The organism is Streptomyces silvae, assembly GCF_016745505.1.
Lineage (GTDB): Bacteria > Actinomycetota > Actinomycetes > Streptomycetales > Streptomycetaceae > Streptomyces > Streptomyces silvae.
In genome coordinates this window covers 1-15,961 of record NZ_JAERUC010000134.1, presented here as the reverse complement: position 1 = coordinate 15,961, position 15,961 = coordinate 1, and the positions used below count along the sequence as shown (strand labels likewise).

The following is a 15,961-nucleotide window of genomic DNA, read 5'->3' as shown; positions in this document are numbered from 1 at the left end:
TGCGGTCCGGAGGGATGCCCTCCGGGAGCCCCCGCAGACACCAGGGGGTTCCAGTCCGTGAAACGCATCGGAGTGACCGGTCACCGCAGCATCCCCCAGGAGGTCCAGGAGCATGTGCTGGAGGAGCTGAGAGCGGCCCTGTGCGGACACGAGGGCTCCCTGGAGGCGCTCTCCAGCCTGGCGGTCGGGGCCGACCAGCTCTTCGCCGACCTCGCCCTGGCCCACGGCGCGGAGCTGACCGTGGTCATCCCCAGCGGGGACTACGAGGACGGCTTCGCCGACGAGGCGGACCTCGCGCGCTACCGGACGCTCAAGGCGCGGGCCGCCCGCGAGATCCGGCTGGACTTCCCGCACTCCACCGACGAGGCCTACTACGCGGCGGGCGCGTACATCGCCGACCACTGCGACCGGCTGATCGCGGTCTGGGACGGCCTCCCCGCGCGGGGCCTCGGAGGCACCGGCGACATCGTGACGTACGCCCGCAGCCTCGGGCGGCCGGTCACCGTCATCTGGCGCGAGGGGGTGGAACGCGGCTGACCCCGCCGCGCACCGGTGCCACCGGGTCCCACCGCGGCCGGGTCCCGCCGCGCACCAGCCGGGTCCCGCCGCTCGTCCTCACATCCGGTGCCTGACCAGCCAGTCCGTGTGCTCGGGCGAGACGATCCGCTCGGTCTCGAAGACGGCGGCGGCCCACTGCCGCTCGGTCAGGGTGGTCTCCATCGCGGCCTGCATGTTCTCCAGGTCGTCCTCGACCAGGGAGTGCGCGGTCACCAGCGGATGGTGGCGCCGCATCTCGTTCCAGGCGAGGCAGGCGGCAGCGGCGGCGGAGAACGTCCCCGTGAGCGCGAAGGACCCGGCCTCCCCGAAGGTCCTCAGCACGGCGAGGACCAGCGCGGGCAGTGTCAGCGCGGCGATGGTGCTCGACCAGACGAGCGCCCCGCGCCGCGACACCAGCCTGCGCCTGCGGTACCAGCGCCGCTGCTCGATCAGCCGGTCCCGGATGTACGTCTCCTTGCGTACGGTGAACGCCTTCTCCCGCAACTCCCGCATCGACGCGGTGATCAGACCCCCGCCCGAGTCCGCCATCTCCTCCCTCGGATCGTCCCACCCGACCTTCCGTAACTCCTGGAGCCCCTCCTCGAGCCGGCTGGCGAACACCGCCTCGGGGTGCTGGACGGCCGAGTCGAAGGGGGAGCCGTGGACCGCGTAACGCCAGCAGTTGGACTTGATGAACTCCGCTGCGGAGCGGTTGAGTTGCCAATGCGACTTTGCTTTGCGGCGGGAGGCGAGGTACGTCGTGATCAGGACACCGAGATACGCCAACACCGCGATACCATCGAGGAGTTGGACACCGTCCCCGACCTCGGCACGCCAGGGCAGGGCGGCGGGCACGGTGCCCAGGACGAGCAGGGCGAGCTGGCCACGGGTGGTGTTGACCGCCTCACGCTGGCGCGCGACGGCGACCGCGTCGGTGTGATGGAAGAGTGCGGGCAGATCAGCGCTCCTGAAGACCATGCTCTGCAGCGGTCCTGGAATCGCCGTCATGATCACTCTCCTGTATTCGATGTAGTGGTCATCCCGGTCCGCACGTGAATGGTTTCCGGCCCATTTGGAGTAGTCCTGCAAATCACTCGGGTTACGGCTGTACGAGTCGAGTTGCACACCGGGTCCATGAGAGTAAAGTCGTGCCGCCGGACACTGCAATGGTGCAGGTGCCGGTGCTGTTTCCGTGTCCGGAACGAGCCCATCAAGGACGGCCGTGAAGACCTACGAATCCACCCCGAGCTTCGCTGTCGCGAAGCGTCGTGTGCCGCTTGCGAAGATCGACGCATCCGGCAGTGCAGCAGCCAGGAAGATGGGCAGGGTGCTCGCGACGGCAGGCGGCCGCCCGACGCAGATCTCGACATTCAACTCCTCGCTGTAAGAACCGCGAGGCAGTCGGCGCCGTAAAGCAGTTTGAATTCCACCCGTTCGGGCGGTCGGCTCGTATGGCCGGCGGCCGGAATCCTGGCGCGGCTGGACTAGAGTGGTGGAATGACAGGCCCCGCGGTCCCGTTCCGCGAAATCGTTCTGAAGGTTCACAGCAGGTGTGACCTCGCCTGCGATCATTGCTATGTCTACGAACATGCTGATCAGAGCTGGAGAACCCGGCCGAAGACGGTTTCTGATGACGTCATCTCCAAGACGGCACAGCGCCTCGCTGAGCACGCGAAGACACACGCACTGCCCTCCGTGTCAGTGATCCTGCACGGAGGGGAGCCTCTGCTCGCGGGGCCCGCCCGACTGCGGCGCGTCTGCGAGGAGTTCGGGTCGGCCCTGTCGGGCGTCGCCGACCTCGACCTCCGGATCCACACCAACGGCCTGCAGCTCAGCTCCCGTTACCTGGACCTCTTCGACGAGTTCGACGTCAAGGTGGGTATCTCCCTCGACGGCGACCGTGCGGCCAACGACCGGCACCGGCGTTTCGCCGACGGGCGCAGCAGTCACCCCCTCGTGCTGAAGGCGGTCGAGCTGCTCCGGCAGGAGCGCTACCGCCATCTCAACCTCGGGCTGCTGTGCACCATCGACATCGAGAACGACCCGCACGCCGTGCTGGACGCCCTGGTCGCGCTCGACCCCCCGCTCATCGACTTCCTTCTGCCGCACGCCACTTGGGACGACCCGCCGCCCCGCCCCGACGGATCGCCCACGGCCTACGCCGAGTGGCTCCTCGCGGTTTTCGACCGCTGGCAGGAGGAGGGTGGCCCGGTGCCGGTGCGCCTGTTCTCCTCGGTGCTCTCCACGCTGAGCGGCGGCCCCAGTCTCACCGAGTCCCTCGGCCTCGCCCCCACGGATCTCGTGGTCGTCGAGACGGACGGTCAGCTGGAGCAGGTCGACTCCCTCAAGAGCGCCTACGAGGGCGCCGCCGCCACCGGGTTCGACGTGTTCTCGCACTCCTTCGACGACGTCGCCGCCCACCCCGGGGTCCAGGCGCGGCAGCTCGGCCTGGCGGGCGTCAGCGAGACGTGCCGCCGCTGCCCCGTCGTACGGTCGTGCGGGGGCGGGCTCTACACGCACCGGTACCGCTCGGCGAACGACTTCGACAACCCCTCCGTCTACTGCGCCGACCTGGAGGCGCTGGTCCGGGGGATCCAGGAGCGTACGAGCGCGTCCACCGTGTCTCCCGCGCTGGCCGACCGGCGTGAACTGGCTGCCGAGCAGCACGACCTGACCCGTACGCTGCTCGCCGGTCTTCACGAGGCTCTGGACGGGCGCGGCGGCGCCCGCTGGGACGAGGCCTGGGGGCTCGCGGGCGTCCTGGAGTCCTCCCCCGAGGGCGCCGCGGGGCTCGACCGGGTCCTGGCGCACGCCTACACGCGTACATGGCTGCTGGACGTCCTGGAAGGGCTGCACGCCGAGCGGCCCGAAGCGGTCGGTCAGGCGCTGCGGCTGCCCGCGTACGTGGCGGCCGCCGCGGTGCGGTCCGGTCTCGATCTGGAGGTGCCGGCGGACTACCGGGACGGCAGGCTCTTCCTCCCCACGCTCGGCGAGCTGCGGGTCGCGGGCCCCGGCGGGGCGGGCCGCCTCCTGGTCCGGACCGCCGGCGGGGGATTCGCGGTCCGGGGGGAGAGCGGCGCCGAGCGGATCGTCCCGACGGGGGCCGACGGTCCCGGCTGGCTCCCGGTGCGGTACGTCACGGCGGAGGGCGCACCGCGGCTCGCCATCGAGGACCTCGACCCGTACCGCGACTGCTTCGAGTCGCCGGCCGCGCCCCGTCTGGGCCCGGCCGGGGCGGAGGCCTGGAGCGAGGCCGTCGGCCGGGCGTGGGAGCTGCTGGAACGGGCCGCGCCCGGACAGGCGGCGGACGCCGCGGAGACGCTGACCACTCTCACGCCACTCGTCGCCGGCCGGAACACGGCACGGCCGCACGGCCACGGGACCGTCGGCCTCGTGCTCGCGGGGGACACCCGTGAGCTCGCCCTGGCGTTGCTGCGCGGTCTCCGGAGGGCCAGGCTGCGGGCTCTCCTGGACGTCACGGATCTTTACGCCCTGGACGGGGCCTGGGAGTACCGGCTGCCCTGGGAACGGAATACAAAGGTCCCCTTTTCCGGCCTGCTTGCAGGAACGTACGAACGCGTGGGACTTTCCTTCCTCGTTCCCGGATTCATGGACGGGGTGCCCGAGGCGCTCGACATGATGGACGGGGCGGCCGAACCGACGGTCGGAGGAATGCGGCTGCTGAGGTCGCTCCGGGAAGAGGTGAGAGGTGTACATGGGACAAGTGGGATGAACATCCTCAGGAATGCCGTGGATCACGAACCTGCTCGATGAATCCTGGGTAGGGATGACTGAAAAGCGGCGTTGATTGACCGAACGCCGTGGGGGTGGAGCACAGTCCGCTCCGGAATGATGAATTCGCTCGCACCCTCTCCACAGTCCTGGGATGCGGGTGCTCACACAGGACGGGGGTCGTGTGCACGCATGACGCAACAGCGAGCGGACCATCGGCCGTACTTTTTTCTGAGCTACGCGCATACACCGGGGTACGGCGGTGGATCGGACCCAGACATGTGGGTCGAACGGCTATTCCAAGATCTCTGCGGTCATGTGATGGCCATGACCAATCTCCCCGCGGGATCACAGGCCGGATTCATGGACCGGGAGATACGCTCCGGTGAGGGCTGGTCCGAGCGGCTGGGCAGTGTGCTCGCCAACTGCCGGGTCTTCGTCCCGCTGTTCTCGCCGCGCTACTTCGCCAGTGAGATGTGCGGCAAGGAGTGGTACGCCTTCGAACAGCGTGCCATCCACCACCGGGCACGGTTGAACCAGCCGGCCGAAGCGATCGTCCCCGCCCTCTGGGTTCCGGTGCCGCCGACCCAACTCCCGGGCCCTGCCGAGCGGTTACAGTTCAACCACCGGGATTTCGGGGACCGCTACGTCAGCGACGGGCTCTACGGGCTGATCAAACTCACGCTGTTCGCCCAGGATTACGAACAGGCCGTCTACCACCTGGCGAAACGCATCGTCCATGTCGCCGACACCGTGCAGATCGGTTCGGGCAGGCCCCTCGACTTCCGCCTCGTCCCCAGCGCCTTCGGCGCGCCGGGCAGCGGAGCGGGCGCCCCGCGGCCCATGAGGATCAGCATCGCCGCCCCCACCCGCCACGACCTGCCGGAGGGCCGGAACCCGGAGTACTACGGCGACAACCCGCAGGAGTGGAACCCCTACCATCCTGCGTCCGCCAGACCACTCGCCTACGTCGCCGAAGAACTGGTGCGCTCGCTCAACTACCAGGCAGTTGTCACGTCGTTCGACGAGGAGCCGGGACAGCGGGAGGGCAAGCAGTCGCCCAGCACCCCCGAGATCCTCCTGGTCGACCGGTGGGCCCTGCAGGACGAGGACCTGAGACGGCGGCTCGCCGCCTTCGACCGGGAGAACAGGCCCTGGGTGACCATGGTCGTCCCCTGGTGCAGGGAGGACCATCAGAGCAGGGCGGCCGAGGCCGAACTGACCGAGAAACTCGAGCAGACGATGCCGGTCAAGATGCAGCAGGGGCGGGCCTTCTGCCGTGTCGCGGCCAAGGGGGTACCCAGTATGGAAGCGTTCGGCCAGATCCTGCCCCAAGTGGTCGAGGTGGCCGCTCAGCAGTATCTGCGGCATGCCACGGTCTACCCACCGGCCGGCGGGCGCCACAGCGAACGGACGCGGCTCATGGGGCCCATGGGCAGCACCCGCTTCATACCCGACATGCACGACCCTGCGACGGATGCGGAGGACGTATGACAGCCGGTCGTGACGGGCGCATCGTCACTTTCTACTCGTACAAGGGTGGCACGGGGCGCACCATGGCCCTCGCCAACACCGCCTGGATCCTCGCCGCCAACGGCAAGCGGGTGCTGGCCGTCGACTGGGACCTGGAAGCCCCTGGACTCCACCGGTTCTTCCACCCCTTCCTCGACCCCTCGACGCTCGGGGCCACCACCGGCGTGATCGACCTGATCACCGAGTACGCCTGGGCCGCGACCAACCCCGCCCAGCGGGCCGACGACTGGCACCGGGACTACGCCCGCATCCAGCCGCACGCGGTGTCGCTCACGCCGGAGGCGCTCGGCTGGGAGTTCCCGCGGGGCGGCACCCTCGACTTCGTCTCCGCCGGACGGCAGAACCGCGAGTACTCCGCCACCGTCTCCACCTTCGACTGGGACAACTTCTACGACCGGCTCGGCGGCGGCCACTTCTTCGACGCCCTGCGGGACGACATGAAGGCCAACTACGACTACGTCCTCATCGACAGCCGTACGGGCCTCAGCGACATCGCCGACATCTGCACCGTCCACCTCCCGGACGTGCTCGTCGACTGCTTCACCCTCAGCGACCAGTCCATCGACGGCGCCGCCGCAGTCGCCCGCCAGATCGCCGAGCGCTACACCGGCCGGCCCATCTCGATCTTCCCCGTCCCGATGCGGATCGACGAGGGCGAGAAGGAGAAGGCCGACGCCGGACGGGCGCTGGCCCGGCTGAAGTTCGACCGGCTGCCCCGCGACCTCTCGGGCGACGAGCTCACCGCCTACTGGGGCGCGGTGGAGATCCCGTACCGCCCCTACTACGCGTACGAGGAGACTCTCGCCACCTTCGGGGACGAGGCCGGGCTCAGCAACTCGCTGCTGTCCGCGTTCGAACGCCTCACGGCGGTCGTCACGCAGCAGGAGATCACCGCGATGCCGCCGGTGGGCGAGGAGGTCCGGCTGCGCATCCGCGACGCGTTCACCCGGCGCCGTCCCGCGCTGCCCGCCGATCTCTTCCTCAGCTATGTGGCGGAGAACCGCATGTGGGCCGACTGGATCGAGTCGGTCCTCACCCGCGCCGGGTTCCGGGTGGTCCCGCGCGACGTCTCCGCCGAGCCCGGACCGACGGACGCCGTACAGGCGGCCGAGACCGCGACCCGCACGGTCGTTCTGCTCTCCAGCGCCTACCTCAAGTCCCAGCGGGCCGTGGACCTCTGGGAGCGCGCCGTCTCCGAGGACCCCGGGGGCGGGCGGCGCCAGCTGCTGCCGCTCAGGGTCAGTGATGTGCGGCTTTCCGCGCCGTACATCGACCGCAATCCGGTCGACCTGTTCCGGCTGGACGAGGTGCACGCCACCACGGCGCTGATGCGCGCCCTGGACCGGCCGGTGCAGCTCGGCGACGGGATGTCGCCGGGGCCCCGCTTCCCCGGCACCGTGCCGAGGATCTGGAACGCGCCGCCCCGCAACCCCGGCTTCACGGGCCGCTCCCTGGTCCTGGAGCGGATGCGTGACCAGCTCGGCGGTGGCATGGCCGTCGTGCTGCCGCAGCCGCAGACCCTGTACGGCCTGGGCGGCGTCGGCAAGACCCAGGTCGCCCTGGAATACGTGCACCGCTTCATGGCCGACTACGACCTGGTGTGGTGGATATCGTCCGAGCAGATCGACGACGTGGTGGCCAGTCTCGCCGAACTCGCCGTACGGCTCGGTGCGCAGGGCGGCGACGACATGGCGGCCGCTTCGCAGGAGGCGGTGGACCTGCTGCGGCGGGGGGTGCCGTCGGAACGCTGGCTGCTGGTGTTCGACAACGCCGACGATCCCGAACGGCTCAGCCGGTACTTCCCGCAGGGCGGCTCGGGACACATCCTCGTCACCTCCAGGAACCAGTCCTGGTCGCAGCACGGTGACGCGCTGCCGGTCGACGTGTTCCTGCGGGAGGAGTCGATCGAGCACCTCCAGCGCCGTGCCCCCGGGCTGAGTGACGAGGACGCCGCCCAGGTGGCCACCGCCGTCGGGGACCTGCCGCTGGCGGTCGAGCAGGCGGCGGCCTGGATCGCGGAGACCGCGACCCCGATCGACACCTATCTGGAACAGCTGGCCCAGCAGGCCCCGGAGGTCCTGGCCCTGAACCAGCCGGCCGGGTACCCGCAGCCCGTCGCGGCCACCTGGAACATCTCCATCGAACGCCTCAAGGAGCGCTCGCCCGCCGCGGTGCGGCTGCTCCAGCTCTGCGCGTTCTTCGCGCCGGAGCCGATCTCGGCGAATCTCCTCTACAGCAAGGAGATGATCGAGGCACTGAAGCCTTACGACGCCTCGCTCCAGGAGAAGCTGGTCCTGGGCCGGGTCATCCGGGAGATCGGCCGCTTCGCCCTGGCCAAGGTCGACCAGGTGTCGAACTCCATCCAGGTGCACCGTCTGGTGCAGGCGGTGATCAGGGCCCAGCTCAGCGAGGAGGAGCAGCGCGAGGCGAGGCACGTCGTCCACCGCATCCTGGCGGGTGCCAGGCCGGACGACGACGAGCCGATCGACAACCCGGAGACCTGGCCGCGCTTCGCCACGATCTGGCCGCACCTCGGCCCGTCGGACGCGCGCAACTGCAAGGACGCCGAGACCCGCAGGCTGCTGATCGACCGGGTGCGCTACCTGTGGAAGCGGGGCGACGTCCGGACGGCGGGCCGGCTCGGGGACGAACTCCGCGACACCTGGCGGGAGATGCTGGGGAACCAGGATCTGCAGTATCTCTACCTCTGCTTCCACCTCTCCAACATCCTGCGCACCCGCGGCCGGTACGTGGAGGCCAAGGAGCTCGACGAGGTGACCCTGGGCAGGCAGCGGGCGGTGCTGGGGCCCGAGCATCCGCACACGTACATGACCACCAGCAGCCTGGCCATCGACCTCGGTCTCCTCGGTGACTACGGCAAGGCGATCGAGCTGGCGACCGCGGCGCACGAGGGGTTCAGCCAGATCTTCCACGACCGGCACCCCCGGACGCTGGCCGCGGCGAACAACCTGGCGCTGAACCTGCGCAGCGTCGGGCAGTACGCCCGCGCCAGGGAGATCGACCAGGACGTCTACGACCTGCGGTCCGAGGTCCTGGGGCCCGAGCACCCGTACAGCCTGTCCTCCGCGATGTCGCTGGCGCGTGACCTGCGCGAGGTGGGGCGGTACGAGGACTCGGTCGGCCTGCTCAGCCGGACGTACGACATGTACAAGGCCACCCTCGGCCGTACCTACCCCACCACGCTCAGCGCCGCCAAGAGCCTGGCCGTCTCGCTGCGCAGGGCGGGGCAGCTGGAGGACGCGCGGCGGCTGACCGTGGCCACGCGGGCCAGGTACCGGGCCAAGTACACCTCGGCCAACCCGGAGTCACTGGCCTGCGACCTCAACATGGCGGCCGACCTGTTCGCCGCGGGGGAGGCCGTGGAGGCCAGGGACGCCGCGCAGGAGGTGGTGGACCAGTACATGAACGTGCCGGGGGAGCAGCATCCGTACACCCTGGCCGCGCAGAACAACCTGGGCGCCTACCTCTCGGGGGCGGGCGCGTCGCTGGAGGCGGAGAAGCTGCTGACGCGGGTGGTCGCCTCGATGCGGGAGGTGTTCGGCCGTGAGCACCCGAACACGCTGTTCTGCGTCATGAACCTGGCGAACGCGACGGCGGGGCGGGGTGATCTCGAACTCGTCCTGGAGACCGAGCGGCGGGTCTCCGGCCAGCTCAGGGAGGTCCTCGGGGCGCATCACCCGGAGACCCTGGCCATGACGTCGAACCTCGCGGTCACGCTCGGCGCGATGGGACGCAAGGACGAGGCGCTGAGGCTGCGGGCGGAGACGGGGGACGAGCTGGCGCGCCAGCTCGGCGACGACCATCCGCTGACCCGGATAGCGCGGGACGAGCGGAGGTTCTGGCGGGAGCTGGAGCCGATGTCGGTGTGAGCCGGGGTGCCCCGGGCCCCGGACCTCCGGAGCCCGGGGAGCCGGAGTGCCCAGGGCCCCGGACCTCCGGAGCCCGGGGCACTCGCCGGGATCAGCAGACCGCCGCTGTCCCCGCCTCCCGCTCGTCCAGCAGCCAGTTGAGCACCTCGGGCAGCACGGACAGCGCGTCGAAGTGCGCCGCCGCCGGTTCCAGTACGGCGGTGGCGCCCGGGATCTGTTCGGCCAGCCACCGGGAGTGGCCCACGGGGGAGAAGACGTCCTTCACGCCGTGCCACAGCATCATGGGGCACCTGATGTCGGCCGGGTCGAACCCCCACGGCCTGCAGAACGCGAGCGCGTCGTCGATCCAGCCGTACGCCGAAGTGCGCAGCCCCTCGCGGAAGTTGGCCAGCAGCATCGTGCGGATCCCGGCGTCGTTGACCACGGTGCGGTCGGAGTCGGTCAGCTCCCGGCGCAGGTCGTCCAGGAGTCGCGCCGGGTTCTGCCGGATCTCCGCCGAGCGGCTGATGAAGGATTCCGCCAGCCCGTCCGGATCCGCCGTGGCCCGGGAGTACGCGAGCACGTTCGACGCGGCCATCCCCTCGAACCAGTCGAGCCCTTCGGCATCCGGGGGAGCCAGGCTGACCAGGGCGGCGCCACGGGTGACCCGGTCGGGCATCAGCGCGGCGCAGGCCAGAGCGTGCGGCGCGCCTCCGGAACGGCCGACCACGGCGAAGCGTTCCAGGCCGAGGGAGTCCGCTATCGCCCGTACGTCCTCGGCGACGTCCCTCACCCGCCGTCCCGGCAGCCGGTCCGAGCCGCCGTACCCCGGGCGGTCGTAGGCGATCAGCTGCATGTTCCGCTGGTAGAGGACCATTCCGCGGGGTGCCGGTCCCAGCCGGCTGCCGGGCATCCCGTGCAGCAGGAACACCGGTCTGCCGCGGGGGTCTCCCTGTCGCTCGACCATCAGATGCCGTCCGTCGGCCACGCGCACCCGAGTCCGCACGACGTCCCTCCGCTCATCACCCCGCTCGGTCCGGACACCAACTGCCCGGCATTTACTGCCAGTTCGATGATGACCCATCGGAGGCGATACCGGCACTCCCCGTCGGGACGATCCGGTGGTGTTCGGGACGTTCGGAGGCATTCGGTGGTGTTCGGCTTCAGAAGTGCCCTCCACGGCATCCGGACGCCAGGGGCCATTACAGGACAGGACTAGTCCTCACCCCCTGCCGACGGGTCATCGCACCGGGTGTTCGCGAACGGAACCGACGTGGTGCGAAACCCGGGTTGTGAACACGGCGCGGGCGAACCGTCGTCGTCGTGTGCGCGTCCGGAAGTCGACCTTGTGTGCTATCCATCGCATCGGAATAGTGGGCGCCCCATCCTCCGTGTTCCGGACACCCCACTTGTCCGTGCACGGCCCCACAGGAGGTCGAAGTTGAAGCACCGACGCATACCCAGGAAGCGTGTGGCCCTGGCCGGATCGGCCGTCCTCGCTCTGGTCGCGGCAGGCGTGACGTTCCAGACTGCGAACGCCAGCGACGACGTACCCCAGTTCACCGTGAAGACCCTCAGCGCCCACTCGGCCGGCAGCCTCGCCGCCACCCTGGACAAGACCCTGGGCGGTGACGCGGCGGGCGCGTACTACGACGCCAAGGCCAAGAACCTCGTCGTGAACGTCGTCGACGAGTCGGCGGCCGAGCAGGTCCGCCAGGCGGGCGGCAAGGCCAGACTGGTACAGCACACGCTCGCCGAGCTGACGTCCGCCCGGCAGACCCTCGCCGACAAGGCCACCATCCCGGGCACCTCCTGGGCCGTCGACCCGGTCACCAACAAGGTCGTCGTCACGGCCGACCGTACGGTCGAAGGCGCGGCCTGGGACAAGCTCAGCAAGGTCGTCGACGGGCTCGGCGCCAAGGCCGAACTCAAGAAGTCCGCAGGGGAGTTCAAGCCCCTCATCGCCGGCGGCGACGCGATCTGGGGCAACGGCGGGCGCTGCTCGCTGGGCTTCAACGTGGTCAAGGGCGGCGAGCCGTACTTCCTGACCGCCGGCCACTGCACCGAGTCGATCACCAGCTGGTCCGACACGCAGGGCGGCTCGGAGATCGGTGCCAACGAGGGCTCCAGCTTCCCGGACAACGACTACGGGCTGGTCAAGTACACCTCCGACACCCCGCACCCCAGCGAGGTGGACCTCTACAACGGCTCCACCCAGGCGATCACCAAGGCGGGCGACGCGACCGTCGGCCAGACGGTGACCCGCAGCGGCTCCACCACCCAGGTCCACGACGGTGAGGTCACCGCCCTGGACGCCACGGTCAACTACGGCAACGGCGACATCGTCAACGGCCTCATCCAGACCACGGTCTGCGCCGAGCCCGGCGACAGCGGCGGCTCGCTCTTCGCGGGCGACACCGCACTCGGCCTGACCTCGGGCGGCAGCGGCGACTGCTCCTCGGGCGGCGAGACGTTCTTCCAGCCGGTGCCCGAGGCACTGGCGGCCTTCGGCGCCGAGATCGGCTGACGCTCCGGCCCCTTCGGTTCCGGTGAACCGGCGAGCCCGCCCCCTCATGCGGTACGAGGGGGCGGGCTCGCCGTCCGTGGTGCGAGGCGGGACTCTCAGAGCACGCCCTGGCGCCGGAGCTGCTCGGGGGCGAGCAGACGCTGAGGCACGGGCGATGTGCCGGGGGCCCGCGCGGCGGGGGCGCCGCTCAGCGCTCCGTCCATGTAACCGAACAGCGCTTCACCGATCGGGTCCGGCAGCGGCCGGCCGTCCTCGTCGAACCGCTCGTACTTCATCAGGTTGTAGCCGATCGCGGCCTGACGGCGTCCGTCCTCCGTGGACAGCGCCCAGGTCCCTGCGCCGAACACACCGCCGTCGTGGCCCCAGTACCAGCCACCGCTGGGCATCTTGAGGGTGTACAGCCCGAGGCCGTACCGCATCGCCACCTCCTGTCCCGGAGCCGGCTCGTAGGCGGGGACCGTCGTCTTCATCTCCCGCAGCTCCGCCGCGCCGAGCAGCTTCCCGCCCAGGAGCAGGCGGTAGAAGTCGTCGAGGTCGCTCATCGTGGACACCATCGCGCCGGCCGTCCCGGCCCAGGACATGTCGTAGACGCTGTAGTCGCGCGCCGGTTCGATGGTTCCGTAGAACGACTCGTACATCCTGGCGTGCGGTCCCGGTATGCGGGCGGAGCGCGGGAAGTACGTGTGCCGCAGCCCGGCCTTGCGGATGACGTTCCGGGTGATGTACGCCTCCGCGTCCTGGCCCGTGACCTTCTCCAGCAGCAGTCCGGCGAGGATGTAGTTGGTGTTCGCGTACGAGTGCGTGCCGCGCGGTGCCTGCGGCTCGGCCGCCAGGCCGAGGCGGGCCAGTTCCTCTGGGACCATCCTGCGGAACCGGCCCTCGTCCAGGGCCCGGCCCGGGTCGGTGGCCAGCTCGGGGAAGGCGGGCAGTATGTAGTCCGCGATGCCGCTCGTGTGGTTGAGCAGCATCCGCACCGTCACCTTCCTGCCCCGCTCGCCCGGTATCAGCTCCGGAAGGTAGTCGCCGATCGGGGCGTCCAGGCCGATCCGTCCCTCGGCCACCTGCTGGAGGACGGCCACCGAGGTGAAGGTCTTGGTGATGCTGCCGATCCGGTGCTCGTGGTCCGGGCGCATCGGCCGCCCGGTGCCGATGTCGGCGACGCCTGCCGCCCCGCGCCACTGCTCGGAGCCGTCCCTGACCGAGGAATAGGCCCCGTACATCCCGGCCTGGTGGAAGGCGTCGAGGGAGGCGCGCAGCGCGTTCCGGTCGAGGTGCGACGTGGCCGAGGCGGCCGGCGCGGTGGCGGAGGCCGCAGGCGGGGCGGCGGCCCCGGCCGGAAGCGCGCCGACCGCGAGCGACAGCACGGCCGCCGATGCGACGGCGGCCAGGCGCGCTCTGCGGCGGCCGGAGCGAGGGGTCGGTCGGGTGTTGCGCATGGGCGGATCCCGTCTCCTCAGGTGTGCGTGGCAGAGCTCCCCATCCTCTGCGCGTCACACCGGTCCTCCATCCTTCCTGGGAACGACCTTGCGCACGGGAAGAGATGACGTTTGTCAGGTGTCGGGCGGGCTGCTGTCAGGCGGCCGTCCGGGACGCTCTGTCGGGCGCCGTCCCGGCCGGGGCCACACCGAAGATGTCCACCGCGTGGTAGTACGTCCAGGCCGTGCCGTTGCACGAGGTCAGCTTGGCGCCCGAGTAGGCGGCGCACACCCGCTTCAGGTCCTCGTAGAACGCGGAGTCGATCCGGGACTTGTTCGCGGGGAACGTGCCGGCCGCCTTGTAGTTGCGGTAGCCGAAGTCGTGGCGGGCGCAGGCCGTCTGGAACGGGAAGCCGAACGGGTTGTCGGGGGAGGTGCTGCAGTAGTCCGTCGACCAGTCGAAGCCGTACGCGGCCCAGGCGCCCTGGTTGTTGCGGGCCGAGGTCCACGCGTTGTAGCTGGAGGCGCTCGTCTGGGTCCAGGAGCTGAGGACCTGCGGCTTGTCCGAGGGGGCGGCCGAGGCGGAGCCGGACGGGAGGAGGGCGAGCGGGAGCGACAGGGCGAGTGTGACGAGCGGGGCGGCGAATCGGCGACGCATGAGCAACCTCCGGTGAGTGGAAGGGGGTTGGGCCGGCCGTGCTCCCCGCGGGTCTCGCGAGGCGCTCTCAGGATGCCGTCATGAACCTGTCATGCCTAGCTTCTTCGTCAATCGGTCATCAGAAGTTCGGTCGGCCCTGGGTCGCGGGCCGGTGCTCCTCTAAAATGCTGCGCATGCGCTTCCTTCAGATCTACGGCTGACACGGACGGGGCCGTGGTGCCCCGTTCCCGTACCGCGTGCCCGTGTGCGCCCCCGGCAGGATGTGCCGCGGCGGTGGCGTGCCGGGGCGGTGTGTCCTGCTCGCCGTAGACCTGAAACAGGTGATCCTCCATGTCCCCTCGCCGTACCCACATCGCGATGATCGGCGTTCCCGCCGTCAGCCATGTCCTCCCGAGCCTCGAGATCGTGCGTGAGCTGGTGGCCCGCGGTCACCGGGTGACGTATGCCGACGACCCCGCCGTGGCCGGCCTGATCACGGCCACCGGTGCCGAGTTCGTCCCGTGCGGGTCCGTCCTGCCGGTCGCCGACAACGACTGGCCCGACGACCCGGTCGCCGCGATGGGGTTCTTCCTCGACGATGCCGTCCAGGCCCTGCCGCAGCTGCGCGCCGCCTACGACCGGGAGCCGGCGGACCTGTACCTGTACGACATCGGTGCCTACGCCGCCCGCGCCCTCGCCGAGTCGCAGGGCCGGCCGGTCCTTCAGCTCTCCCCGACCTTCGTGGCCTGGGACGGTTACGACGAGGAGGTGGGGGCGGCCCTGTGGGCGCTGCCGGGCGCCGACGCGTACCGGGAGAAATTCGCGCGGTGGCTCGCGGGGTCGGGGGCGTCCACCACGGACGTGGACACGTTCTCCGGGCGGCCCGCGAGGGTCCTGGCGATGATCCCGAAGGCCATGCAGCCGCACGCGGACCGGGTCGACACCGGCGCGGTGACGTTTGTCGGACCCTGCTTCGGCTCACGCGCGGACCGGGAGGGGTGGACCCGGCCGGCCGGTGCGGAGAACGTACTGCTCGTCTCCCTGGGCTCGGCCTACACGGACCGGCCGGAGTTCTACCGGCGGTGCCTGGAGGCCTTCGGTGGTCTGGAGGGCTGGCACGTCGTGCTCCAGATCGGCAGGTACACGGACCCGGACGTGCTCGGCCGCGTCCCGGGCAATGTCGAGGTGCACTCCTGGGTGCCCCAGCTCTCGATCCTGGAGCAGGCCGACGCGTTCGTCACCCATGCGGGGATGGGCGGCAGCAGTGAAGGGCTGTACGCCGGGGTCCCCATGATCGCCGTTCCGCAGGGCGCCGAGCAGTTCATGAACGCGGACCGGCTCGTCGGTCTGGGGGTGGCCCGGCGCATCGACACGGCGGACGCCACCGCCGTGGCCCTGCGCACCGCGCTCACCGAGCTCGTCGCCGATCCCGAGGTCGCCCGGCGCTCGGCGCGGCTGCGTGCCGAGGCCCGGGCCGAGGGCGGTACGGCACGGGCCGTCGGGCTCATCGAGGAGATGCTGGGCTGATCGTCCGGGCCCCGAGGCGACCGAGCGGCCCCGCCGCACGGTCCTCGGGGCCCGGCTCCCGCTGCCCGCCCTCCGGCAGGGTCAGCCGTGGCGCGTGCTGCCGCCGGAGGGGGCCGCCTCCGGCGGTGTGCCGCCCGTGCCCCCGCCGCCCATGCCCCCGTCGCCCATGCCCCCGTCGCCCATG

At 70.5% G+C, this 15,961-nt stretch carries 11 protein-coding genes; 7 read left to right on the top strand and 4 right to left on the bottom strand.

The window, feature by feature from the left end; genetic code table 11:
* The first annotated feature begins 57 nt into the window (after positions 1-57).
* The gene (locus JKV81_RS20025; RefSeq protein WP_124279522.1) at positions 58-537 is read left to right on the top strand and encodes a hypothetical protein; all 480 of its coding nucleotides are present in this window, start codon (positions 58-60) and stop codon (positions 535-537) included.
* Between the two features lie 78 nt (positions 538-615).
* Here the strand turns inward: JKV81_RS20025 and JKV81_RS20020 are convergent, their stop codons facing one another.
* Entirely contained in the window at positions 616-1,545 is a 930-nt protein-coding gene (locus tag JKV81_RS20020; RefSeq protein WP_099177919.1) for a DUF4231 domain-containing protein, read from the bottom strand.
* Positions 1,546-1,759: 214 nt separating this feature from the next.
* On the opposite strand from JKV81_RS20020, the gene fxsA reads away from it, so the two are divergent.
* From fxsA to fxsT, 4 genes are all read left to right on the top strand, one after another.
* Positions 1,760-1,924 carry an FxSxx-COOH cyclophane-containing RiPP peptide gene (gene fxsA / locus JKV81_RS36570; RefSeq protein WP_099177920.1) on the top strand — a complete coding sequence of 55 codons (165 nt, stop codon included), beginning with the start codon at positions 1,760-1,762 and terminating at the stop codon, positions 1,922-1,924.
* Positions 1,925-2,034: 110 nt separating this feature from the next.
* Positions 2,035-4,311, top strand: a complete 2,277-nt coding sequence (gene fxsBH / locus JKV81_RS20010; RefSeq protein ID WP_202077021.1) for a radical SAM/SPASM protein FxsBH, inactivated beta-hydroxylase extension form — start codon at positions 2,035-2,037, stop codon at positions 4,309-4,311.
* A 150-nt stretch (positions 4,312-4,461) separates the two neighbouring features.
* On the top strand, positions 4,462-5,763 hold the full coding sequence (gene fsxC, locus JKV81_RS20005) for an FxsC protein (RefSeq protein WP_164992669.1): 1,302 nt from the start codon (positions 4,462-4,464) through the stop codon (positions 5,761-5,763).
* Positions 5,760-9,692 (top strand): FxSxx-COOH system tetratricopeptide repeat protein, encoded by a 3,933-nt coding sequence (fxsT, locus tag JKV81_RS20000; RefSeq protein ID WP_129261717.1) that lies wholly within the window; start codon positions 5,760-5,762, stop codon positions 9,690-9,692. Before fsxC ends, fxsT begins: the two co-directional genes overlap by 4 nt.
* Positions 9,693-9,783: 91 nt before the next feature.
* Here the strand turns inward: fxsT and JKV81_RS19995 are convergent, their stop codons facing one another.
* On the bottom strand, positions 9,784-10,677 hold the full coding sequence (locus tag JKV81_RS19995) for an alpha/beta fold hydrolase (protein WP_124279527.1): 894 nt from the start codon (positions 10,675-10,677) through the stop codon (positions 9,784-9,786).
* Between the two features lie 435 nt (positions 10,678-11,112).
* On the opposite strand from JKV81_RS19995, the gene JKV81_RS19990 reads away from it, so the two are divergent.
* Positions 11,113-12,198, top strand: coding sequence for a S1 family peptidase (locus tag JKV81_RS19990; RefSeq protein WP_129261715.1), 1,086 nt, complete (start codon positions 11,113-11,115; stop codon positions 12,196-12,198).
* Between the two features lie 95 nt (positions 12,199-12,293).
* On the opposite strand, the gene JKV81_RS19985 is transcribed toward JKV81_RS19990, so the two are convergent.
* Both JKV81_RS19985 and JKV81_RS19980 read right to left on the bottom strand, forming a co-directional pair.
* A complete protein-coding gene (locus JKV81_RS19985) occupies positions 12,294-13,634 on the bottom strand; it encodes a serine hydrolase domain-containing protein (RefSeq protein WP_129261713.1) in 1,341 nt (446 codons plus the stop codon).
* Positions 13,635-13,770: 136 nt separating this feature from the next.
* Entirely contained in the window at positions 13,771-14,271 is a 501-nt protein-coding gene (locus JKV81_RS19980) for a phospholipase (protein ID WP_129261711.1), read from the bottom strand.
* Between the two features lie 330 nt (positions 14,272-14,601).
* Between JKV81_RS19980 and JKV81_RS19975 the strand changes: the two genes are divergently transcribed.
* The gene (locus JKV81_RS19975; RefSeq protein WP_129261709.1) at positions 14,602-15,777 is read left to right on the top strand and encodes a macrolide family glycosyltransferase; all 1,176 of its coding nucleotides are present in this window, start codon (positions 14,602-14,604) and stop codon (positions 15,775-15,777) included.
* Positions 15,778-15,961 lie beyond the last annotated feature (184 nt).

Bases quoted from the DNA above. Each gene is read 5' to 3' on its own strand.
- JKV81_RS20020 (WP_099177919.1), bottom strand. From the start codon at position 1,545: ATGACGGCGATTCCAGGACCGCTGCAGAGCATGGTCTTCAGGAGCGCT.
- fxsBH (WP_202077021.1), top strand. From the start codon at position 2,035: ATGACAGGCCCCGCGGTCCCGTTCCGCGAAATCGTTCTGAAGGTTCAC.
- fsxC (WP_164992669.1), top strand. From the start codon at position 4,462: ATGACGCAACAGCGAGCGGACCATCGGCCGTACTTTTTTCTGAGCTAC.
- fxsT (WP_129261717.1), top strand. From the start codon at position 5,760: ATGACAGCCGGTCGTGACGGGCGCATCGTCACTTTCTACTCGTACAAG.
- JKV81_RS19985 (WP_129261713.1), bottom strand. From the start codon at position 13,634: ATGCGCAACACCCGACCGACCCCTCGCTCCGGCCGCCGCAGAGCGCGC.
- JKV81_RS19980 (WP_129261711.1), bottom strand. From the start codon at position 14,271: ATGCGTCGCCGATTCGCCGCCCCGCTCGTCACACTCGCCCTGTCGCTC.
- JKV81_RS19975 (WP_129261709.1), top strand. From the start codon at position 14,602: ATGTCCCCTCGCCGTACCCACATCGCGATGATCGGCGTTCCCGCCGTC.